General features: G+C 56.3%; 20 protein-coding genes and 1 riboswitch. Of the genes, 15 read left to right on the top strand and 5 right to left on the bottom strand.

Annotation, left to right across the window (positions count from 1 at the left end; translation table 11 throughout):
- Nucleotides 1–91: 91 nt before the first annotated feature.
- From ACR0I1_RS10625 to phnE, 4 genes are read left to right on the top strand one after another with little or no spacing between them, the layout of a single operon-like run.
- Nucleotides 92–1,945 (top strand): cytochrome c peroxidase, encoded by a 1,854-nt coding sequence (locus tag ACR0I1_RS10625; protein WP_480706358.1) that lies wholly within the window; start codon nucleotides 92–94, stop codon nucleotides 1,943–1,945.
- A complete protein-coding gene (locus ACR0I1_RS10630) occupies nucleotides 1,945–2,805 on the top strand; it encodes a phosphate/phosphite/phosphonate ABC transporter substrate-binding protein (RefSeq protein WP_480706360.1) in 861 nt (286 codons plus the stop codon). Before ACR0I1_RS10625 ends, ACR0I1_RS10630 begins: the two co-directional genes overlap by 1 nt.
- Nucleotides 2,802–3,572: a phosphonate ABC transporter ATP-binding protein gene (locus ACR0I1_RS10635; protein ID WP_480706362.1), complete on the top strand. Its 771-nt coding sequence runs from the start codon at nucleotides 2,802–2,804 to the stop codon at nucleotides 3,570–3,572. Before ACR0I1_RS10630 ends, ACR0I1_RS10635 begins: the two co-directional genes overlap by 4 nt.
- Nucleotides 3,572–4,315, top strand: a complete 744-nt coding sequence (phnE, locus tag ACR0I1_RS10640) for a phosphonate ABC transporter, permease protein PhnE (RefSeq protein WP_480706364.1) — start codon at nucleotides 3,572–3,574, stop codon at nucleotides 4,313–4,315. The genes ACR0I1_RS10635 and phnE overlap by 1 nt, the downstream gene beginning before the upstream one ends.
- A 7-nt stretch (nucleotides 4,316–4,322) precedes the next feature.
- Here phnE and ACR0I1_RS10645 read toward each other — a convergent pair whose 3' ends face one another.
- The gene (locus ACR0I1_RS10645) at nucleotides 4,323–5,072 is read right to left on the bottom strand and encodes a transglutaminase-like domain-containing protein (RefSeq protein ID WP_480706366.1); all 750 of its coding nucleotides are present in this window, start codon (nucleotides 5,070–5,072) and stop codon (nucleotides 4,323–4,325) included.
- A gap of 97 nt (nucleotides 5,073–5,169) precedes the next feature.
- Nucleotides 5,170–5,598, bottom strand: coding sequence for a MerR family transcriptional regulator (locus ACR0I1_RS10650; RefSeq protein ID WP_170637694.1), 429 nt, complete (start codon nucleotides 5,596–5,598; stop codon nucleotides 5,170–5,172).
- A 177-nt stretch (nucleotides 5,599–5,775) separates the two neighbouring features.
- On the opposite strand from ACR0I1_RS10650, the gene ACR0I1_RS10655 reads away from it, so the two are divergent.
- The 7 genes from ACR0I1_RS10655 (at nucleotide 5,776) to ACR0I1_RS10685 (ending at nucleotide 10,212) form a co-directional block, all read left to right on the top strand.
- On the top strand, nucleotides 5,776–6,375 hold the full coding sequence (locus ACR0I1_RS10655) for an SCO family protein (protein ID WP_480706368.1): 600 nt from the start codon (nucleotides 5,776–5,778) through the stop codon (nucleotides 6,373–6,375).
- Nucleotides 6,376–6,380: 5 nt separating this feature from the next.
- Complete coding sequence (locus tag ACR0I1_RS10660; RefSeq protein ID WP_480706369.1) at nucleotides 6,381–6,803, top strand: disulfide bond formation protein B; 423 nt, start codon at nucleotides 6,381–6,383, stop codon at nucleotides 6,801–6,803.
- The gene (locus tag ACR0I1_RS10665) at nucleotides 6,800–7,459 is read left to right on the top strand and encodes a DsbA family protein (RefSeq protein ID WP_480706371.1); all 660 of its coding nucleotides are present in this window, start codon (nucleotides 6,800–6,802) and stop codon (nucleotides 7,457–7,459) included. The genes ACR0I1_RS10660 and ACR0I1_RS10665 overlap by 4 nt, the downstream gene beginning before the upstream one ends.
- A gap of 18 nt (nucleotides 7,460–7,477) precedes the next feature.
- The gene (locus tag ACR0I1_RS10670; protein WP_480706373.1) at nucleotides 7,478–7,957 is read left to right on the top strand and encodes a copper chaperone PCu(A)C; all 480 of its coding nucleotides are present in this window, start codon (nucleotides 7,478–7,480) and stop codon (nucleotides 7,955–7,957) included.
- On the top strand, nucleotides 7,957–8,583 hold the full coding sequence (locus ACR0I1_RS10675) for an SCO family protein (RefSeq protein ID WP_480706375.1): 627 nt from the start codon (nucleotides 7,957–7,959) through the stop codon (nucleotides 8,581–8,583). Before ACR0I1_RS10670 ends, ACR0I1_RS10675 begins: the two co-directional genes overlap by 1 nt.
- Nucleotides 8,580–9,947: a peptidoglycan DD-metalloendopeptidase family protein gene (locus tag ACR0I1_RS10680; protein WP_480706377.1), complete on the top strand. Its 1,368-nt coding sequence runs from the start codon at nucleotides 8,580–8,582 to the stop codon at nucleotides 9,945–9,947. The genes ACR0I1_RS10675 and ACR0I1_RS10680 overlap by 4 nt, the downstream gene beginning before the upstream one ends.
- 76 nt (nucleotides 9,948–10,023) lie before the next feature.
- Nucleotides 10,024–10,212, top strand: coding sequence for a hypothetical protein (locus ACR0I1_RS10685; protein ID WP_480706379.1), 189 nt, complete (start codon nucleotides 10,024–10,026; stop codon nucleotides 10,210–10,212).
- A 52-nt stretch (nucleotides 10,213–10,264) separates the two neighbouring features.
- Here ACR0I1_RS10685 and ACR0I1_RS10690 read toward each other — a convergent pair whose 3' ends face one another.
- Nucleotides 10,265–12,598, bottom strand: coding sequence for a heavy metal translocating P-type ATPase (locus ACR0I1_RS10690; protein WP_480706381.1), 2,334 nt, complete (start codon nucleotides 12,596–12,598; stop codon nucleotides 10,265–10,267).
- Nucleotides 12,599–12,784: 186 nt separating this feature from the next.
- On the opposite strand from ACR0I1_RS10690, the gene ACR0I1_RS10695 reads away from it, so the two are divergent.
- A complete protein-coding gene (locus tag ACR0I1_RS10695) occupies nucleotides 12,785–13,057 on the top strand; it encodes a hypothetical protein (RefSeq protein WP_170392939.1) in 273 nt (90 codons plus the stop codon).
- Between the two features lie 41 nt (nucleotides 13,058–13,098).
- Here the strand turns inward: ACR0I1_RS10695 and ACR0I1_RS10700 are convergent, their stop codons facing one another.
- Complete coding sequence (locus ACR0I1_RS10700; protein WP_170402530.1) at nucleotides 13,099–13,761, bottom strand: L,D-transpeptidase; 663 nt, start codon at nucleotides 13,759–13,761, stop codon at nucleotides 13,099–13,101.
- Between the two features lie 215 nt (nucleotides 13,762–13,976).
- Nucleotides 13,977–14,189: riboswitch (cobalamin riboswitch) on the top strand.
- A 76-nt stretch (nucleotides 14,190–14,265) separates the two neighbouring features.
- Here ACR0I1_RS10700 and ACR0I1_RS10705 point away from each other — a divergent pair.
- Nucleotides 14,266–14,949 carry an energy-coupling factor ABC transporter permease gene (locus tag ACR0I1_RS10705; protein WP_170392744.1) on the top strand — a complete coding sequence of 228 codons (684 nt, stop codon included), beginning with the start codon at nucleotides 14,266–14,268 and terminating at the stop codon, nucleotides 14,947–14,949.
- Between the two features lie 105 nt (nucleotides 14,950–15,054).
- Here ACR0I1_RS10705 and ACR0I1_RS10710 read toward each other — a convergent pair whose 3' ends face one another.
- Entirely contained in the window at nucleotides 15,055–15,294 is a 240-nt protein-coding gene (locus ACR0I1_RS10710) for a transglutaminase-like cysteine peptidase (RefSeq protein ID WP_480706384.1), read from the bottom strand.
- 257 nt (nucleotides 15,295–15,551) lie between these two features.
- On the opposite strand from ACR0I1_RS10710, the gene ACR0I1_RS10715 reads away from it, so the two are divergent.
- On the top strand, nucleotides 15,552–16,802 hold the full coding sequence (locus ACR0I1_RS10715; protein ID WP_480706386.1) for an aminotransferase class V-fold PLP-dependent enzyme: 1,251 nt from the start codon (nucleotides 15,552–15,554) through the stop codon (nucleotides 16,800–16,802).
- 21 nt (nucleotides 16,803–16,823) lie between these two features.
- A complete protein-coding gene (locus ACR0I1_RS10720) occupies nucleotides 16,824–19,268 on the top strand; it encodes a GcvT family protein (RefSeq protein ID WP_480706388.1) in 2,445 nt (814 codons plus the stop codon).
- Nucleotides 19,269–19,277: the final 9 nt, after the last annotated feature.

Below are 19,277 nucleotides of genomic sequence, written 5' to 3' on the forward strand. Positions count from 1 at the left end.
AGTCACTAGTGTATGCACCTGAAAGCCGAACTTGACAATGAGCATGCCTTCATCAATAAATTAGACAAGGCTAATTTTAATAGACAGAGCTATGAAATATCTAATAGCGTCCACACTTCTTTGCGCATTGCCAGTGATCGCCGATGCCACGGCGATTGAAGAATCTCCTTGGGCTCCGCGCGCTGCCGCGTATCGACTGACCTTGTTCATGGGAAATCTAACCCCGGTTCCCTGGGATGAAATTGAGAGGAGTTGGACCTCGCCCGCACCTGTCAGTGACATTCAGGTCGCTCCATTGTCACGCGTTTCCGACAAAGAGGCGCTTGCGATCAACCAAGCTATGCAAGCCGAAGATCTCCAGGCGCTGTTCGAAGCAAGCACAATTGCCATTGCTGAGGGAATCCTGCGCCATCTGGATGTCGCAAAGACCGCGTTGGGTCAGCCTGAAGCGGCACGCGAGGTTGCACAAGCGGCAGCTCTGTTCCGCGCATTCGAAGATGGTATCAAGGCTGCGGATGCGTCGGCGGCTCGCGATCTGGGCCGGGCATGGCTGGTTCTGAACTCTACCCTTGGCAGCGCAGGAGTACTGGGCAATGGTGCACAAACGGTGGATGCCGACCAATTTGCGGAAGCTCAGGCCATTGTCGCTGCCTATATTCGTGCCAACTATCTGCCATCCGAGTATGCCCAACGCGACAAGTTAACACCGCTGCCTGAAACAGTTGTGCTTTCCGGCGAACAAATCACCATGCCCGCCACGCTGCCGCCAGGGTCGAACATCGGAGATCAGGCGCAGCTGCCGCGGCTGGTTCTTCAGTTTGAAGAGGCGGGTGAGGATGAAGCCAATCTACCGCTGGTGGCCTATGGCGATATGCTGTTCGACAGCCCTGAAATCTTCGGCGGCCCGGCGCGCGAGTTAGGCATCGCCTGCTCGACCTGCCACAACCGCTCCGACGTGAACCGGGATTTCTTCATACCGGGCCTGTCATCCCATCCGGGTGGGATGGATGTGGACGGTTCGTTCTTCAATCCAATGTTCAATGACCGGACCGATGATCACTTGGACACGCCTTCTATGCGTGGCATCCGCTTTACCGCACCTTATGGCCGCGACGGGCGCGAACCCAGCCTACGTCGCTTCATCCGAAATGTGATTGTGACTGAATTCGCCGGAAAGGAACCAACACCGTTCCAACTGGATGCGCTGGAAGCCTATGTCAAACAGTTCGACTTTCTTCCCAACCCAAAGATCGACCGGTCCGGCAAGCTGACCGATCTGGCGTCAGATGCCGCCAAGCGCGGGGAGGTGCTGTTCAACACCAAATTTGCCGGACTTGGTGACAAATCCTGCGCTTCGTGTCACACGCCTGACCGTCAGTTCCGCGATGGTCTGACCTACGACATCGGCAGCGCGGAACCACCATTCCCCGGCGGCACGGCTACCGCGTTCGAAACCCCGACACTGCGCAACGTCAATTTCACTGCACCTTACATGCATGACGGATCGCTGCCGACGCTGGCCAGCGTTGTTGACTGGTTCAATGACACCAAAAATTTGGGGTTGGACGAAGCACAGCGCGCAGATCTGACGGCCTATGTCGAAGCTGTCGGAGACGGTGAAGACCCCTATCAAGTATTCGAGGGTCGCAACAGCGTATTCCGCTTGTCCTGGGAGGAGCTGACAACATTCGCCAGCACGCTCGATACCCTGCTGCCGATGCAGGATGCCGAAAACATAGCGGTTCTGATCGACACAGTAGCTCCTGATCTGGCCGCGGATGCCAGTGTCATGGTCAATCAGAACGCCAAGCCCGAAATCTACGAATTCGCCGCGATCCTGCGAGCGGTTGGCGATGCCAGCGCCGAAGGTAACTGGACCGAAGCCACCCGCCAGTGGGAACTGTTCAAGGCCATGCAGGCCGAAATTGACGAGAGGATGTTCTGATGTTGTCGCGCCGCAATTTTCTGGTCGCTGCAGCCGCATCTGCAGCCCTGCCCGTAATGGCTGCAACTGACCGGGGGCTGAAGCTGGCCTTCATCCCGCAGGAGAACCCCGAAAAGCTGTTGGGTGACATCAACGTCATCACCGGCTGGCTTTCAGAGCAGATGGGCGTCCCGGTCACGGGGTTTGTCACGTTCGACCACGCTGCTGCCGTTGAGGCGCTGCGCAACGGTGATGCCGATATCTCGTTCATGGGAGCGTTGCCCTTTGTGTTGGCCGAAGACCAGATCGGCGCCGTACCGCTATTGTCCGAGGTTTATCGCGGGCAACCCAGCTATTCGGGCCGGGTCTTCGTGCGGCGTGACAGCGGAATCGAAACGCTGGCAGATCTCCGGGGACGTGACATCGCCTTTTCCGATCCGGTCTCGGAATCCGGTTACATCTATCCCCTTGATCTGTTTGTGAGCGCCGGGCTGTTCTCGGGCACGGGCGATGCCGACAGCTTTTTCGGGCAAAAATTCTTTGCTGGCGGATATCAGCAAGCGATGCAGGCCATGGCCAATGGGCTGGTCGATGCTGCGGGCGCGAGCCAGTATGCAGATCTCTATCTGACTCCGGATCAGCAGGCCGAGGTCAAGGTGCTGGCGGAATCAGAACAAATTCCCAGCCACGCAATCATTGCCCGCCCTGATCTGGACGCCGGGCTGCAGGCGAAGTTCATTAAAACCATGCTGCGCCTCAACGAGAGTGAGAACCGTCACCTGCTGGCTTACCTCTATGGCCCGGACGGGTATCTTCCTGCTGATCCTTCGGTTTACGAAGGCGTGCGCGAGACTGCGCGGCGCTATGGGTTTCTGAAATGAACCCTATAGTTTCACTCAACGCGGTATCGCAGCACTTTGCCAGTGCGGCAGCTCTTTCAGATGTTTCGCTGTCGGTGCAGCCCGGTGAAAGCGTCGCGCTACTCGGTCCTTCGGGTGCGGGCAAATCAACGTTGCTGGCGTTGTTGGATGGTCGTTTGAGTGGATGGCAGGGCGAGGCACAGGTGCTGGGCAAGCCACATTTGGCAACTGGGATTCCATCCCGCGAGGACCGTGCCAATACTGGCTTTGTCTTCCAGGAATTCGCATTGGTTGATCGGCAGAGTGTTTATCAGAATGTGATGAACGGTCGGATGGGCCGGATGAATATCTGGTCCTCACTCTGGGGTCGGTTTCGGGAAGAGGACCATATGTGCGTGACACGAGCGCTTCAGGATACGGGGCTGTCCGATCTGGCAAGCCGCCGTGCCGATCAGTTGTCGGGTGGACAACGGCAGCGCGTTGCGATTGCCAGATGTCTGGCACAAGAACCCGAGTTGATCCTTGCGGATGAGCCCGTCAGCAATTTGGACCCTGCTCACGCCGAACGCATTCTGAGCTTGATCACCAGCTCTGCACGTAGTCGCGAAATCGGCGTCATTTACAGCTCGCATCAGCCCGACCTGTCACGCCGCTTTGCTGAGCGCATCATAGGCCTGCGAGATGGCGTGGTATTGTTCGACAAACCGTCGGCTCAGTTGACCAGCGGGGACATCGATGAACTGTATCACGGTGCCGGTGTCACATCGGGGCTGCGGGTAGTCAGTTGATGGGTCGATCCGTCATTTGGATCATACTGGTACTGGCGATCCTGTGGTCGCTGACCAGCGGGGATATGGGATTGGGCAAGCTGCCAGGCGCGGGACCCCGTCTGGCAGAGTTTTTGGGGCGCATGATCCCACCTGACCTGTCCGTTTGGCGCGAGGTTCTGACCGGGCTGGCGGAGACTCTGAGGATCGCCATTCTGGGAACATTGTTTGCCGTGATCCTGTCGGCGGGACTGGCCGTTTTGGCTTCTGAAACTATGGTACCAACAGCGATCTGGCGTCCCGTCCGTGCCTTGCTTGCGGTTATCCGGTCGATCCCACTGATCCTGGTCGCTATGCTAATGGTGGGCGCTGTTGGGTTGGGCCCGCTTCCCGGTATACTGGCAATCACATTTCACGCGACCGGCATGTTGGCAAAGTTCTATGCAGAAGCCATCGACAATGTTGCCACCGCTCCTGTGGCGGCGCTTGAAAGCGCAGGGGCCAACAGAATTCAACAGTTGCGTTGGGCAATCTGGCCGCAGATGGCGCCTGTGATCATGCGCGATACCGTATTTCGGTTTGAGCTAAATCTGCGCGAAAGCCTGATACTGGGCATTGTCGGTGCCGGTGGCATCGGGTTGTATGTACAAACCTACGTACGGTCGTTTCAGTATGAAAAGGCTGCGACCGTGACGTTGGCAATCATCGTTTTGGTTTTATTGTCAGAGGCACTGAATACGGCCTTGCAAAAGCGCTTCAGTTGAGGCCCCACTATGTATTTCCGTGTGTATGCGTGGCCGCCATTCGAGCCTTCAGCTTCCCATTGCGGAGGGATCGAACGCGTGCGTTCATCCAGTGACGGAATATGAAGCGATAAAGCCAACCCCGAATGCTGCCGAAACTTTGCGCATGATCAGCATAGAACGCATCCGGACTATCAAAAACGCCAAAATCCTTCACGATTCCGGTTTTCTGAATGTACGTGTCACGACCTTCCCATTCGACCTGAGGGGTGCTCAAACAACGGGTACCCGCCCCATAACCGCACAGGCTTTCTGTTTCTGCAAAGTTATGCTGCAAGGCCTCCAGGTATGGCTGATCCAGAATAAATCCTTCGAGGTTGACCCAACGACCGTCTACTTCGACTTCGACCCACGAATGCAAGATTTCTTCTGGCGCCAGCGGATAAATCAGTTCGGGGACCACACCCCTCTGCAACTCTTTGTGGATCGTAAAGCCATGTAAACGGCATCGGATACCGCTGCCGCGAAATAGTGCCATCAAAAGCGTACCCTTGGTATTGCATTGCCCATAGCCGTTGGCGAGCACCTCTGATGCCGGGATATCGTCTGCACGGTTGTAACCAAAGGCAATCTCGTTACGAACGAAATCATAAATAGCGCCAATTCGATCCCCGATAGGCAGATCGGGCCAGCGCCGTTCCGTTATGAGCCCAGAAATTGCGGGTGTTTCAAAATCAAGCAGAGGTGTGGCGGTTAACAACGGGTCTCGGTTCAGCATTTGGTCTCTCGTCGAATCAACTCAGAAAGACTTGTAATTGCTACAGTGACTGTAGCTTCAAGAGGCTATTTCCAGTTCGCAACAACGCTGCCCAGGGTTACGCGCCGATGTCTTCGTGATCAGTAAGACATTCGGAATGATCGCGTAGAACTTCGAGTACACGACAATCCGAGGCGTTGCCGCCACTGCATTCATGCACCATGCGCTCCAGCTCGGTTCGCAACGCTTCTAGCCGCGCCATTCTTTGCTCAATTTGTTTGAGTTGTCGGCGCGCAATACTGTCGGCTTCATGACATGGGCGATCCGGATCGTCGGACAAATCAAGCAGTTCGCGTATCGCCTCAAGCGAAAACCCCAATTGGCGGGCGTGACGGATAAAAGCCAGGCGATCCAGTTCGGTATGGCCATAACGCCGCTGGCCACCTTCGGTGCGCCCCGGTTCCGGCATAAGTCCGATCTGCTCGTAGTAGCGGATCGTCTGAACCTTGGTTCCGGTCTTTTTTCCAAGCGTTCCGATCGTCAGCATCTGGGTCTCCTTACAAAGCTACAGCTTATGTAGGCTCGGGTTGACGCCGCACAATAGAACCTTCCAGCCGGTGGACCTGTGACACCCAGCCGCAGGCTCAAAATCCCCTTTGAACCTCTAGCAGGTAGAGGGTGTACATGCCGTTCTGAACCAAGAATCACAGGCGGACGGCTAACTTTGAAACTGACCGTATTTCAAAAAATCTTATGGGTACTGGCTGGTGTCGCAACGGCGGCATTTGCCTATTTGATGCTGTGGTCAGAATATAGACCTGCGCGGATTGAGGAGGGGTCTGTTCCGTTCGAAGCCAGGTTCGAACTGACAGATCACTCTGGTGTTGTCCGTACCCAGAACGACTTTGCAGGCAAGTGGATGTTGGTGTTTTTCGGTTTCACCAACTGCCCCGACGTTTGCCCTACAACACTGTCCGAGGTGGCAGCAGTGCAGGAAGGTCTGGGAAATCAATCAACCCAAGTGCAACCTATCTTCATATCCATCGACCCCGAGCGCGACACTCCGGCCGTCCTGGCCGAGTATGTACCACTTTTCGATGCGGGGATCATTGGGCTTACAGGCACGCCAGAACAAATTGCGCAAACGTCCAAGACCTTCCCGATATTCTACGAACGGATCGAACAAGCCACTGCGCCGGATGGATATACGATGGGGCATACCTCTCATCTGTTTCTGTTCAACAAGGACGCTGGATTCGTCCAGTCCTGGTCATATGGCACGCCTGCCGAAGAAATTCTTGCGGATCTGAAACAGAGACTCTGAGCACCATGACCCGGTTTTTCAAAGATACACTTCTCGGCCTGGCCTGGGCGATTGCCTTGGTTGCTTCTCTTTCTGTTCTGTTCATTGGAGAGATCCTGGGGCAGACGCCCTGTGTGCTGTGCTGGTTCCAGCGTGCGTTCATGTTCCCATTGGCGATCGTACTGGGGCTTGGCCTGTGGTGGCAGGACCAGAACGTGGGCCGATATGGGATAGCACTGGCATTGGGGGGCGCTGCTGTCGCCTTGTGGCACATGGGCCTGTATGCTGGTCTAATCCCCGAAAAAATCCAACCATGCTCGGCCAGTGGTCCGTCCTGCACGGACGCAAATCAAACTGTTTTGGGCATCCCGATTCCGCTGATGGCGCTCGTTTCATTCGCGCTAATCGGCGTTCTGTGCGCCCTTTCACTCAAGGAGAAACAAGTATGAACAGACGTGGCCTGATTTTGTCCGTTCTCGCATTCGGTGGTGCCGGATTCGGAGCCGCTTCCTGGTACGTGAACCGTCCGGCTGCTTCAGGCAATACCGAGCCTGTTGCACCCGAAATCGCTGAAACACTTATCCGTTCCTACTCGCCTGTTCTCGGCCCAAAGGACGCACCGGTTACAATCGTCGAATTTTTCGATCCGGCTTGTGAAGCCTGCCGTGCCTTTCATCCGGTCGTGAAGGACATAATGGCTCAGCATGGAGACGCCGTGCGCGTTGTGATCCGGTACACCCCTTTCCATGGCGAAGGCTCAGAGGAGGCGATCCGCGTGCTTGAAGCGGCACGCATGCAGGGGGTCTTTGAACCGGTCCTGGAAGCCGTGCTGCGAGAGCAGCCCAAATGGGCCGCGCATGGTGCGCCTGAGCCTGGTCTTATTATTCGAATTGCAGCAGCGGCGGGACTGGATGCCGAGGCAGCGCAGGCACAAATGCTTGCGCCCCAGACAGTTGGTGTTCTCAATCAGGATCGCGCTGATGTCGAAGCGGTCGGTATAAGGCAAACTCCGACATTCTTCGTCAATGGCAAAGCTCTGGATCCGTTTGGTGAGGCTGAATTGAGACGCCTGGTCGCTGCAGAAGTTGCAGCACTGCAAAGCTGAGCAGTAGCGAGAGGTACTATGAGACTCACTGCAAAAAATACACTTCTGGCAGGTGTGCTTGCCGCATTCGGCACCACTGCCATTCTATCGGCACCTGCACTGGCAGGGGGCGGCGATGTTGTCGTTGAAGATGCCTGGTCGCGCGCTTCAATTGGCACCAACCGACCTGGCGTCGCTTACATGACGATCAGCAACACCGGCAATGAGGCCGTCACGCTGACGTCTATCCGCACCGATCTTGCGATGATGCCCGAGATCCATCAGACATCGACCAATGCAGAGGGCGTCAGTTCCATGGCACCAGCTGGCGAGCTGGAAATTGCGCCGGGTGGTTCCGTAGCGCTTGAGCCGGGCGGGCTCCACGCTATGCTCATGCGGCTGCAACGCCCTATGACTGAAGGCGAGAGTTTTGCGCTGACTCTGATCTTTGCTGATGGTACAGAAAAGACCGTCAACGTGCCGATATTTGGTATTGCTGCGCGAGGCCCCGAGAACTGATGCAGCGGCGACGCGTTCTCACATTCGGGGCTGCTGGACTTGGTGCAATCGGGCTGACACTCTTTGCCGGATGGTGGCAAGTGGATGGGCCGGGAGCGGCTCAATCTGATCGCCTTCGTCCCCTTGCGTTGTCAGATATGAACTTTCGCATGGTTGATCACGAAGGGACCACCGTCACCCCGCAATCGCTCGTCGGACGTGCAACAATGGTGTTCTTCGGCTTTACCTACTGCCCGGATGTTTGCCCGACGACACTTTCGGATATTTCCCTCTGGCTGGATGATCTGAGCAATGACGCGGATGAATTGAACGTCGTGTTCATAACCGTAGACCCTGAAAGAGACACAGTCGAATCTATGGCCGACTATGTCAGCTACTTTCATCCCGCTGTCCGAGGGTGGGTCGGCGTTTCGGGCCAAATCGCTCAGGCCGCAGACGATTTTCGCGCCACTTATGAAAAAGTTCCAATGGAAGATGGCGACTACACAATGAATCACACTGCAAGTGTATTTCTGTTTAGCCCCACAGGCGAATTTGTCAGCACCATCGACTATCATGAGCAGAGAGAATTCGCTGTGCCCAAGATCCGTCGTGCTTTGAAAAGTGGAGCGGATAAAACATTATGAACGCACGGTTTCTAGCAACCTCGGCAATCGCGATCAGCAGCGTCTCAATTGCTTCGATCGTGTTCATTGCCTCGAACAGGTCTGAAGTGACGGCGCCTGCGCCCACGGTCTTTCCGGTGCCCAAGCTTCCTGCGGAACCGCAGATCACATCGGCTCCGTTGCTGAACGTACCATCAGCAGAACTCGCTCCAAGCCCCGTTTCGTTTCGACCTGCTCAACCGGAACCCATTCAGGCAGAGGAACCTTTGCCACCTGTTGAACCACCTTCACGGACATGGACACGCGAACTTGCGTTGGGTGACACGCTCGACAGTTTGCTGTCTAAAGCCGGGATCAACGCAACCGATCGGGCCGAAATCGCACTTGCGCTTGGCGCTGAATATGATTTGCAGCGTTTGCGCCCGGGCCACTCGATAACAGTCGTTACAACCGCAGCGGATCAACCGCAGAGCGTGGAGCTTGCGGTGGAAGATGGTGTAAGAATCGAGGTGCTACTCAGCGAAACGTTGTCCACGCGCGTGGTCTCGCCAGAACCCGACACCGTCATTCTGGCCCGCAAAACAGAGATCGAAACTTCGATTTCAAATGCGTTGAGTAGCGCAAAGATCCCGGTTCGTTTTGCGGTGGATCTGGCGCAGATGCTGAGCGGGACAGTGGATTTTCGGAGGGATCTGACAGGTGGTGAAGCTCTCCGTCTTCTCTGGCGCGAAAAGAGCATCGATGGCGAGAGAACAGGCCAGCCAGAACTCATTTTTGCGGCGCTGGAGGTTGATGACCAACTTTATGAAATAGCATGGCCAGATGCCGAAAATGGCCGCGCCACAATCTATGTCGATGGTGAGCTTCTTCGCGTCTTCTCGCAGCCAGTCGAGGGCGCGCGCCTGAGTTCAGTCTTTGGTCGGCGAAAACATCCGGTCTACGGAAATGTTCGGATGCATACAGGTGTCGATTTTGCTGCCGCACGTGGTACTCCGGTGCATGCGACGGCCCCGGGCCGCGTGTCTTATATTGGTTGGCGCGGGGGGTATGGGCGTGTGGTCGAAATCGCTCATGGATCGGACACGGTCACGCGATACACGCATCTTAGCGCAACCGCCGATGGTCTGACCAAAGGTCAGCGCGTGGAGGCGGGCCAGGTGGTTGGTCGTGTCGGGTCGACCGGCACCGCGACCGGCCCAAATCTTCATTATGAAGTATTGGTCGACGGGCGCCCGACAGACCCGCTATCTGACGATCGACTTGCTGCCGCTGCGAATGACAAGGTAGAAAACGAAGCAGCGCAAAAGCGATTAAGTAGTGCACGGGCACAGCTTGAGAAGCAGCTGGGCGATCTCACTGCCAAGAAACGCGAAGCTAACTCGTGAGAGTTCTTTCAGAACGCCTTCAGACGCGCGGCTATCAGTTTGACGGTTTGAACGCCTGAAGTGAACTGCACCGCAAATGAACAAAATCAGAGGATGTAAGATGATGGCAATCACGGGTGCCTTGGTTGGCGCCGTTTGGGGTAGGGTCCTGGCAAAGCGCCGGAATGGCAACAGCCTTGATATTCTTCAGTACGCCGCAGGATATGCCATCGCTTTTGGCCTGGTGGCGTTTTTCCTTTCGATCACAGTTGTGCGCTTGATGTAACGCGCCAGTAAGCGAGGCGAAAGCCGGACACCTTGAAGTCCGGCTTCCCCTCTTATGTGGTCGCAGCGCCTATTCCCTGCGAGCCAAGGGTATTTGCCGCAGTCTGGGCGGTGTGATCTTCCGGAGCTTTCAGAAGCCGTAAGGCATTGGCTACGACCAGCAAGGACACTCCGACATCTGCGGCGATTGCTCCCCACATTGATGCCAATCCAAAACCGGTAAGGGTCACAAACAGTGCTTTGGTCGCAAGTGAGAACCCGATGTTCTGACGGATGATCGACATGGTTCGACGTGAATGATCGATCAGCCAGGGTACTTTGCCGATGTCATCAGTCATCAGAGCAATGTCTGCAGTCTCAATAGCAGCATCAGATCCAACTGCACCCATCGCAACTGCATAATGTGCCCGAGCCATCGCAGGCGCGTCGTTGACGCCATCGCCGATCATCGCAACCATCTCGTGCTGTTCTGCCAGTTCCTCAATCGCAGCGACTTTGTCCTCCGGCAGAAGTTGGGCCCGAACTTCGTCGATGCCGACTTCGGCTGCTACCGCTCTCGCTGTTTGTTCGTTGTCACCAGTCAGCATGATGATTGACTTCACGCCCTGCGCATGAAGCCGGGCAACGATGCTTCGGGCTTCGGGGCGAATGCGGTCCCGCAGCTCAAGCAAACCGGTTAACCCGTTCTCATCCCCGACAACAACAAGTGTGCTTCCCGCGCTCTCGATTTGGTTGCGCAACTCGGCAGGGATGGACGCGCCAAAGCCTTTCTCGACAGCGAAGCGGTCAGAGCCAAGCCAGATATCTCCACGCTCGGTACGGCCTTCCAGACCACGACCGGGAACGGTTCGGATGTCTTCAGCCGCCGATATCGAAATGTCGGTCTGTTCTGCCCGGGTCAAAATGGCGCGGGCCAGCGGGTGTGAAGACCGAACCTCGAGGCTGGCAGCGCTCGCTAACAGCTCCTGCTCGGATGCGGCGCCCAGCGGATAGACATTGGCCACTTCAGGCTCACCCATGGTGATCGTGCCTGTCTTGTCCATGGCTAGTGCGGTGGTACGCCCGGGGGCCTCGATATATGCGCCGCCCTTAATCAGAACCCCAGCCCGGGCCGAAGCGGTCAAAGCCGCAACGATTGAAACCGGTGTGGAAATTACGAGCGCACAGGGGCAGGCGATAACCAGCAGAACAAGCGCATTGTAAAACCAGAAGCCCCACGATGCGCCAAATGCAAGCGGCGGGATCAGGGCGATGGCCACTGCGACGACCATAACGATGGGCGTATAGATCCGCGCAAATTTTGTAACCCACTGCTCAACCGGCGCGCGGCGCGCATGAGCATCACCGACCATCCGGATGATCTTGGCAAGCACGGTGTCTGACGCTGTTTTCGTCGCACGTATTTTGAGGGTGCCTTCACCATTGATTGTGCCGGCATAGACCTCATCACCCAGCTCTTTGGGAATCAGCGCGCTTTCACCCGTGATTGGAGCCTGGTCAACGGCACCGGCCCCTTCGATGACTTCTCCGTCAAGTGGAATGCGATCCCCACCTCGAACGATGAAGGTGTCACCGACAAAGACATCCGCCGCCGGGACCGTTGCCTCAGAACCGTCAGCACGAACCAGCCGAACCGTCGGGGGGGCCAGATCAAGCAGCGCGGACACCGCGTTCCGAGCACGTCCGACACTCCAGCTTTCCAGATAAAGAGAGAGCGAAAAGAAAAATGCTACAGTTGCCGCTTCAAAAAACTCACCCAGAGCGATGGCACCGGCGACGGCAACAACCATCAAAAGGTTCATATCAGGCGAAAGTCGACGCGCCGAAGACCAGGCCTTAGGGGACACCAGCCAGACGCCAAACAAGATCGCGACTGCGAACAAAGCTGCCTCGGGCAAAGGCATCGGAACCTCACCATGTCCCGAGAACAGCCCGAGCGCACCGCCCATGCCGGTTTCGAAAATGTGCCAGCCAAAACCTGCTGCCCAAAACCCTCCGCTAAGAGTGGTGAACCGCCGCTGACGTGCAATATGCGCCGCCTGGTCCTGGGCGGCATTTCCGTCATCCCATGGTTTGGCGGTCATACCAGTACTCGCAACCAGCAGCATGACATCTTCGTCAGATAACTTGGAAGCACTTTCAAGAAGCGTCATCCGACCGTTGATCACATCAAATGCGAGATGCTCTTCACCACCTGCTTTCGGGCCGACGACACGGTTCAGGATCGCCACCTCTTCGGCGCAATCAAGGCCAGAGACCTGAAAGCTTCTACCACCTTCAGGAATTGGACCGGCGGGGGCGATGTCGCCACACCCGCCACTACCGCATGCGTGGTGACCATGTTTGTTTTCGTGGCCATGGTCGTGGCTATGGGTATCGGATGACATGATTGGACCTCAAGAATCTCTATGGTCCTTTGTAAATAGTTCCTACAGTAACTAGAGCTTCAATACCTTTTATATTTTTTTCATCCGGGTTCTTTGCCTGCGATATTGTTAGTTCATTTCGTCTTGCGGGCCGGCCGTGTGGATGCAATCTAATTGCAGATGACGCAAAAAATTTGGAACAGATCAATGCAGAAACGGATCGCAATTACCATCACGTTAGTCTCGATTACGGCTGGTTGCTCAGCCCAGTTCACCGGAGCCAAAAGCAAGGCACTTGAACCAGGCAACGTGCCAGATTCGGTCGTAGCGCTGGCAGGGCCGGCGCAGGATTTGACCACGGCACGCCTTTTGCCAGAAGATAATTGCTTTTGGTATGAGCACAGCGGACCCGTCGAGACGACATTGGTACCATTGCGCGCGACGAATGGCGCTCCGATCTGCATTGCGCGCGACGCCTGATCGAAATGAGGGCAGCGACGTCCTTGTACGCTGCCCAATATTCATGAGCGGGCTGTGACGCTATCTTCGGCAGAGTATAGGAAAGCGGTCGAGCCGGTTTTCACGTTTGGGTAGAGGTCATTGATATGAGCCATGATCATTCGCACACATCCAGAACTTGCGCGACCGCCGATGCTTCTTGGCTCAGGCGTGCCGTGAATTCTGAGATATGTGTCTCGGTCTCCAACGTATAGATAAAGGGCACGAGAGCCGAGAGCATTATTCGGCCCGGGCTCCATGCCATTCCGGAATTCCGCGTATTCGGGGTTGCGCTCGATCATTGAAGCGGTTGGTGTCCAGTGTGGCCATTCGACCTTTCGGCGGATAACATAGGTGCCGGGCTCGTAAAGGTTCCCGCGCGCGATCGCTACGCCATAGCGCATTGCGGTCCCGCCTTCTTCGATATGATAGAGATAGCGCGCGACGGCATCCACATGGATGTCACCTGGAACCAAACCATCATTTGCCGCGACGCGTCTTGGTAAAAAACGGTCATGAACACCCCACGGATTTGAGGTCATTGGATCGTAACCAATTGGCGTGACCTGACTGTCCCAATAGGTCTTCTGCGATGCGGTTGGCCAGGTTTTGGCGATCAATGGACTGGCCGCAGACGCCGAGAACAGCGCTGTGGTGGATTGAATGAAATGGCGCCTTGTAAGCATAGGTCTCGTCCTGGTTCACAAGTTTAACGTATTTGGATCGCACTATCGCGAATTAATCCGATTCTTAAAGCCTCTAGCAGCTAGAGCTTCAAGAGGTTTCAGGTAACGCTTGGTTTACCCTGTCGATCAAGTGACCGGTTGCGTGAATCCTGCTTCGGTCGAGTTTACATTGGAATAGGTCGCAAAGACAATTGACACAGGCGAAGCCGCCATTGTAGCGGTGAATTGTTTTCGGTTCCTGATGGCGGAAGCCAAAAGGATTAAAAGGGAATACGGTTCGGTGTTTTCAATGGCGCCAATTCCGTAACTGCCCCCGCAACTGTGAGCGGAGAGCGATGCCAAGACACCACTGGTTCGTAATGGAACCGGGAAGGTTGGCGGAGCGAGCACCCGCGAGTCAGGAGACCTGCCGTAAAGCGCCGGGCTATGCCCAGACTGAACCTGTCGGCCTTACGGTCGATTCAACCTGACAAGCCGCCGGGTGAGGCGGTAGGGAGAAAAAACATGCATATCGAACCGGGCATCGTGAATGGTGCCAAAATCGCGCTTTCCTATGTTACCGCCGCAGGTGCGGCTACTTACGCAGCGAAAGAAACGTTTTCCACATTGCGTGCGAATGGACCTGCATCTTTTGTTATGCGCTCGGTGCTCGCCACCGTTGGGGTTTTCCTTTTCTTCGAAGTCCTGCCGCATTTCCCGGTTGGTGTCTCTGAAGTCCACTTCATCCTGGGGTCGACGCTGTTTCTGCTTCTCGGTGCTGCACCCGCGGCTTTTGGATTGGCAGCTGGTCTCCTGATTCAGGGTGTGTTTTTTGCCCCGTTCGATCTTCCGCAGTACTTCATCAACCTGACCACTCTGCTGGTGCCGCTATTTGCGCTACAGGCACTGGCCAGCCGCATCATCGCACCCGGCACAGCATATGTTGACCTCAAATATGGCCAAGCTCTTGCCCTAAGTGCGACGTATCAGGGAGGAGTAGTCGCATGGGTTGGGTTCTGGGCCTTCTACGGCCAGGGTTTCGGCGCAGAAACCATGGCGTCGGTTCTGTCCTTTGGCGGCGCTTATATGCTGGTAATCGTCATTGAGCCGATTGCTGATCTGGCAGTGCTTGCGGCAGCCAAGGCAATGCGCGGTTTGAACAGTACAGGTCTGGTGACTCCGCGTTTGTACAACGCTGCGAAAGCTTGACCAAAGTTTGAAGCAGTGTCCTAAACTTGGGTTGCCGCGAAACAACCAGTAGTCGCAGGACCAAAATTTTATTGTGGCGCGTCTCTAGGGCGCGCCACATTGTCTTTAGCCGCTAGAAACCTGTACCCAACGATCAGGGTGATTTGGGTCCTGTATTCGTAGGAAAAGATACCTCGTTTCCTTCCAAGATTTGATCCTGTTGGTGACATTGTCCAGAATCAAATCGCCTTCACTCGAGCGATAAACTAAAACTGCATGGCCACTGCGATTGGTGTCCAAGACAGTTGCAATAAGTAGCTTCGTAGGATCCAGGCCGTTCTGCATTAGTTCAAACTTCTTTTGCAAAGCGATGTCTCTAGAACAACGCTCAGGTTACAAACCGTCGGCCTGACTAGCGGTTTCGCAACCGAGCGAAGGCATGCGTGAGGGTGTGATCGGGCCGACGAAATTGAAATTCGCGAACCATATTGTTCTTGTGGCTGAGCTCTCTTGGCTCGATGGTCTCAATTTCCACCCACAATGCCCCAAGTTTTTTTGTGAGTAGTTTTGCAAAAGGGCGCATATATCTTGCCAGAATGACATTTTCGCAGGAATGGTTCCCGATGACCAAGATCACTCCAGAATTGCTTGAACAAATCCGTGCCCGATTTGCGCAGGTTGACCACTGCCCGCAGCAGGGACCGCGTATTTTCTTTGAAAACGCGGGTGGGGCGCTGACGCTGAATTCGGTTGTGGGCACCTCGCAGGCTTATGCTGCGATCCCTGACAATCAGGGCCGCGACAACCCGGGAAGTCACGAACTGGTGCGGGTAATCAACAAGGCCAAAGAAGATATGGCCGTGTTCATGAACGCCCCCGGTGGCCAGTTCTTTGTCGGCGAAAGCGGGACCGAGCTGCTGTTTCGATTGATCATGAACGCCTGTCTGGGCACCGCCACCGGTCGGGTACTTGGCACAACGCTGGAACATCCCGCGACCCGAAGCGCTTGCGCGCGTTGGGCCGGGGTGGCCGGGCAAGATCATGTTCTGGTGGTCCATGACGACGCCACAGGCACCGTCACAGCAGATGCTTATGCGGCGCAGGTAACGCCGGACACAAAGGTTGCGACTATCGTGCACACCTCGCCGGTGACCGGTATGGGCGTGGATGTAGCGGCTGTGGCTGCCGAGATCCGCGCCGTTGCGCCCAATTGCTTCATCATAATCGACGGTATCCAGCACGCCGCGCATGGCCGGATCGACCTAACCGCCTATGATGTCGATGGCTATGTGATCTCGCCTTACAAGGTGTTCTCGCGCCATGGTTACGGGGTGGCCTGGATTTCTGACCGGCTGACCAAGCTGCCACATAACAGCTTGATCGACGGCCCCGCCGACAATTGGGAAATGGGGACGCGTGATACCGGCTCTTACGCTACAATGTCTGACGTAATCAGCTATTTCGAATGGCTGGGCGCACAGGTCAGCGACGCCACCGACCGGCGCGCAAAATTCGTCGCTGCCGGAGAGGCGATCCATGAGCAGGAAAAAGCGCTGACTGATGCGATGATCCGCGGAACCGGCAACCTGCCTGGGCTGGCCGAGATGGAGAAGGTGACCATTCTGGGCGGTGTCGATAACCCTGCACGCGAGGGGCTGGTGTCACTGCAGGTCGAGGGCGTGCCGTCGGTCGATGTGGTCAAGCAACTGAACGAACAAGGCATCCGTACGCATTTGCGCAAGGCCGATCACTACTCGGGCAACATCTTGACACCGCTTGGCATGGACAGCTGCGTGCGTGTTTCGATGTGCCACTACAACAGCGTCGCCGAAGTGGCCCAGTTTCTGGGTGCAATGAAAACCATCGCCGCCTGAGGCATTTGAGAGGGGAAGCACATGAAAACGCATGCACAAGCGGTTGTAATCGGCGGTGGCCTAGCCGGCTGTTCAATTCTGTATCATCTCGCCAAGTTGGGTTGGACCGATGTGGTCCTGCTAGAGCGGGACGAACTGACCAGCGGCTCGACCTGGCACGCGGCGGCCAACATTCATGGGCTGCATGACAACAACAATATCACCCGCATCCAGCACTATACGATGAATCTATATAAAGAGCTGGAACAGGAAACCGGTCAGAGCTGCGGCGTGTTCCAGCCCGGCTCGCTCTATTTAGCGCAAACCGAAGAACGCGAGCATCAGCTGCGCCTACAGGAAGCCAAGGCTAAATTCTATGGTTTGAACTTCCACGAGGTCAGTCGCGAGCAGGCCAAGGAACTGCACCCGCTGGCGCAGTTCGACGATATCCGCTGCATCATGTATGAACCCGATGGCGGCAATGTGGATCCCTCGGGCGTGCCCCACGCCTATGCTGCCGGTGCCCGCGCCATGGGAGCAACCATAGAACGGTTCTGTCCGGTACTAGGTACGGATCAGCAACCCGACGGGTCTTGGATCGTGCGTACCGCAAAGGGCGATATTCACACGCAATGGGTGGTGAATGCCGCTGGTCTTTGGGGCCGCGAAGTTGCGGCGCTGGCGGGGCTGACTCTGCCGTTGCAACCGACCGAGCACCAGTATTTCGTGACTGAATCCATCGAAGAAGTTGCTAATCTGGGCCGTCGCCTTCCGTCAATTGCAGACCGGGATGGCGAGTACTATTTCCGTCAGGAAGGCAACGGATTGCTGATCGGGGCCTATGAGAAGGACATGAAGTTCTGGGCCGAGGACGGCACGCCGCTGGACTTTGCCCATGACCTGTTCCCCGACGATTTGGATCGGATCATGGAAAACGTGATCCGCGCTACCGAACGTGTGCCAGTTGCCGCCACCGCAGGGGTCAAACGGGTGATCAACGGGCCGATGATCTGGTCTCCGGACTCCAGCGCCTTGTGGGGTCCGGTGCCCGAACTGAAGAACTATTTCCTCTGCGGCGGACTGATCCCGGGTTTCTCGCAATCGGGTGGTCTGGGCCTGCTGGCGGCGCAGTGGATGATCGAGGGCGAGCCGCAATACGACATGTTTGCATGGGATCTGGCCCGCTTCGGCGACTGGGCCGACAAAAAATTCACCAAGGCACGGGTTGAGGACCAGTATACCCACCGTTTTGCCATCCACTTCCCGAACGAGGAGCGTAGTGCAGGTCGCCCCGCCCGAGTCCGCCCTGCCTTTGAAATGCAGAAAGACATGGGCTGTGTCTTTGGTCTGAACTGCGGCTGGGAGCATCCCCTATGGTTCGCCGATCAGCCCGGCGTGCAGGAAACCAACGGCTTCACACGCCAGAACTGGTGGGAGCCGGTGGGACGTGAGGTACAGATGCTGCGGGAGAATGTGGGCGTCATCGACATATCGAATTTTGCGAACTACATCATCAAAGGACCCGGTGCGCAAGATTGGCTGGATCGCTTGGTCGCCAACCGCGTACCGACCGTGATCGGGCGGTCTTGCCTGACGCCGCTGATCTCTGTCCGTGGCGGCGTGGCTGGAGATTTCACCATAACCAAGGTGGCCGATGACGAATACATGATGATCGGATCGGGCATGGCCGAGCGCTATCATCAACGCTTTTTCAACATGATCGACCTGCCAAAGGACACAACCTTCGAAGTCGCCACCGACCGCATAGCAGGGTTCAACGTCGCCGGTCCGAAAGCGCGTGACCTGCTGCAGCGGCTGACCAATGCAGACCTGTCGAACGAGGCGTTCCGCTTTATGCGCTCGGCCACAATCGAGGTTGCAGGTGTCACCTGTCTGGCCATCCGCGTCAGCTTTACCGGCGATCTAGGGTGGGAGTTGCACTGCGCCGAAGAAGATCAGACCCGCCTGTACGCTGCGCTGCTGGATGCGGCCAAGCTGCTGGATGGCGGCCCCGTTGGCGGCCGCGCGCTGGGGTCGTTGCGGATCGAAAAAGGTTATGGCTCATGGGGCCGTGAGTATTCGCAGGAATACTGGCCGCAAGAGGTCGGGCTGGCGGGCCTGATCAAGCTAGACAAGGATTTCCTGCACAAGGATGCGTATCTGTCGGTCAAGGACAACGCCGCGCGCGAAGTGCTGTCAATCTTCGAGGTCGAAGTCTCCGAGGATGCCGACGCGACCGGCGGTGAGCCGATTTTTACCCCGGATGGTACCCCGGTTGGCCGCGTGACATCCGGTGCATACGGCTATTCGGTCGGCAAATCGCTAGCGCTTGGCTATATAAACCCTGAGGTCGCACAACCTGGTGATACGGTCGAAGTGTTCATCCTTGGCAAGCCCCATAAAGCGAAAATCCTGTCCGAGCCTCCCTTTGATCCGGATGGAAACCGCCTGCGCGATGTTAAACCGGCACTGGAAGGGGCTGCCTGAGCAGCCCCG

This window comes from Ruegeria sp. B11 (genome assembly GCF_056539785.1).

Bases quoted from the DNA above. Each gene is read 5' to 3' on its own strand.
- ACR0I1_RS10625 (WP_480706358.1), top strand. From the start codon at position 92: ATGAAATATCTAATAGCGTCCACACTTCTTTGCGCATTGCCAGTGATC.
- ACR0I1_RS10630 (WP_480706360.1), top strand. From the start codon at position 1,945: ATGTTGTCGCGCCGCAATTTTCTGGTCGCTGCAGCCGCATCTGCAGCC.
- ACR0I1_RS10635 (WP_480706362.1), top strand. From the start codon at position 2,802: ATGAACCCTATAGTTTCACTCAACGCGGTATCGCAGCACTTTGCCAGT.
- phnE (WP_480706364.1), top strand. From the start codon at position 3,572: ATGGGTCGATCCGTCATTTGGATCATACTGGTACTGGCGATCCTGTGG.
- ACR0I1_RS10645 (WP_480706366.1), bottom strand. From the start codon at position 5,072: ATGCTGAACCGAGACCCGTTGTTAACCGCCACACCTCTGCTTGATTTT.
- ACR0I1_RS10650 (WP_170637694.1), bottom strand. From the start codon at position 5,598: ATGCTGACGATCGGAACGCTTGGAAAAAAGACCGGAACCAAGGTTCAG.
- ACR0I1_RS10660 (WP_480706369.1), top strand. From the start codon at position 6,381: ATGACCCGGTTTTTCAAAGATACACTTCTCGGCCTGGCCTGGGCGATT.
- ACR0I1_RS10665 (WP_480706371.1), top strand. From the start codon at position 6,800: ATGAACAGACGTGGCCTGATTTTGTCCGTTCTCGCATTCGGTGGTGCC.
- ACR0I1_RS10670 (WP_480706373.1), top strand. From the start codon at position 7,478: ATGAGACTCACTGCAAAAAATACACTTCTGGCAGGTGTGCTTGCCGCA.
- ACR0I1_RS10675 (WP_480706375.1), top strand. From the start codon at position 7,957: ATGCAGCGGCGACGCGTTCTCACATTCGGGGCTGCTGGACTTGGTGCA.
- ACR0I1_RS10680 (WP_480706377.1), top strand. From the start codon at position 8,580: ATGAACGCACGGTTTCTAGCAACCTCGGCAATCGCGATCAGCAGCGTC.
- ACR0I1_RS10685 (WP_480706379.1), top strand. From the start codon at position 10,024: ATGAACAAAATCAGAGGATGTAAGATGATGGCAATCACGGGTGCCTTG.
- ACR0I1_RS10690 (WP_480706381.1), bottom strand. From the start codon at position 12,598: ATGTCATCCGATACCCATAGCCACGACCATGGCCACGAAAACAAACAT.
- ACR0I1_RS10695 (WP_170392939.1), top strand. From the start codon at position 12,785: ATGCAGAAACGGATCGCAATTACCATCACGTTAGTCTCGATTACGGCT.
- ACR0I1_RS10700 (WP_170402530.1), bottom strand. From the start codon at position 13,761: ATGCTTACAAGGCGCCATTTCATTCAATCCACCACAGCGCTGTTCTCG.
- ACR0I1_RS10705 (WP_170392744.1), top strand. From the start codon at position 14,266: ATGCATATCGAACCGGGCATCGTGAATGGTGCCAAAATCGCGCTTTCC.
- ACR0I1_RS10715 (WP_480706386.1), top strand. From the start codon at position 15,552: ATGACCAAGATCACTCCAGAATTGCTTGAACAAATCCGTGCCCGATTT.
- ACR0I1_RS10720 (WP_480706388.1), top strand. From the start codon at position 16,824: ATGAAAACGCATGCACAAGCGGTTGTAATCGGCGGTGGCCTAGCCGGC.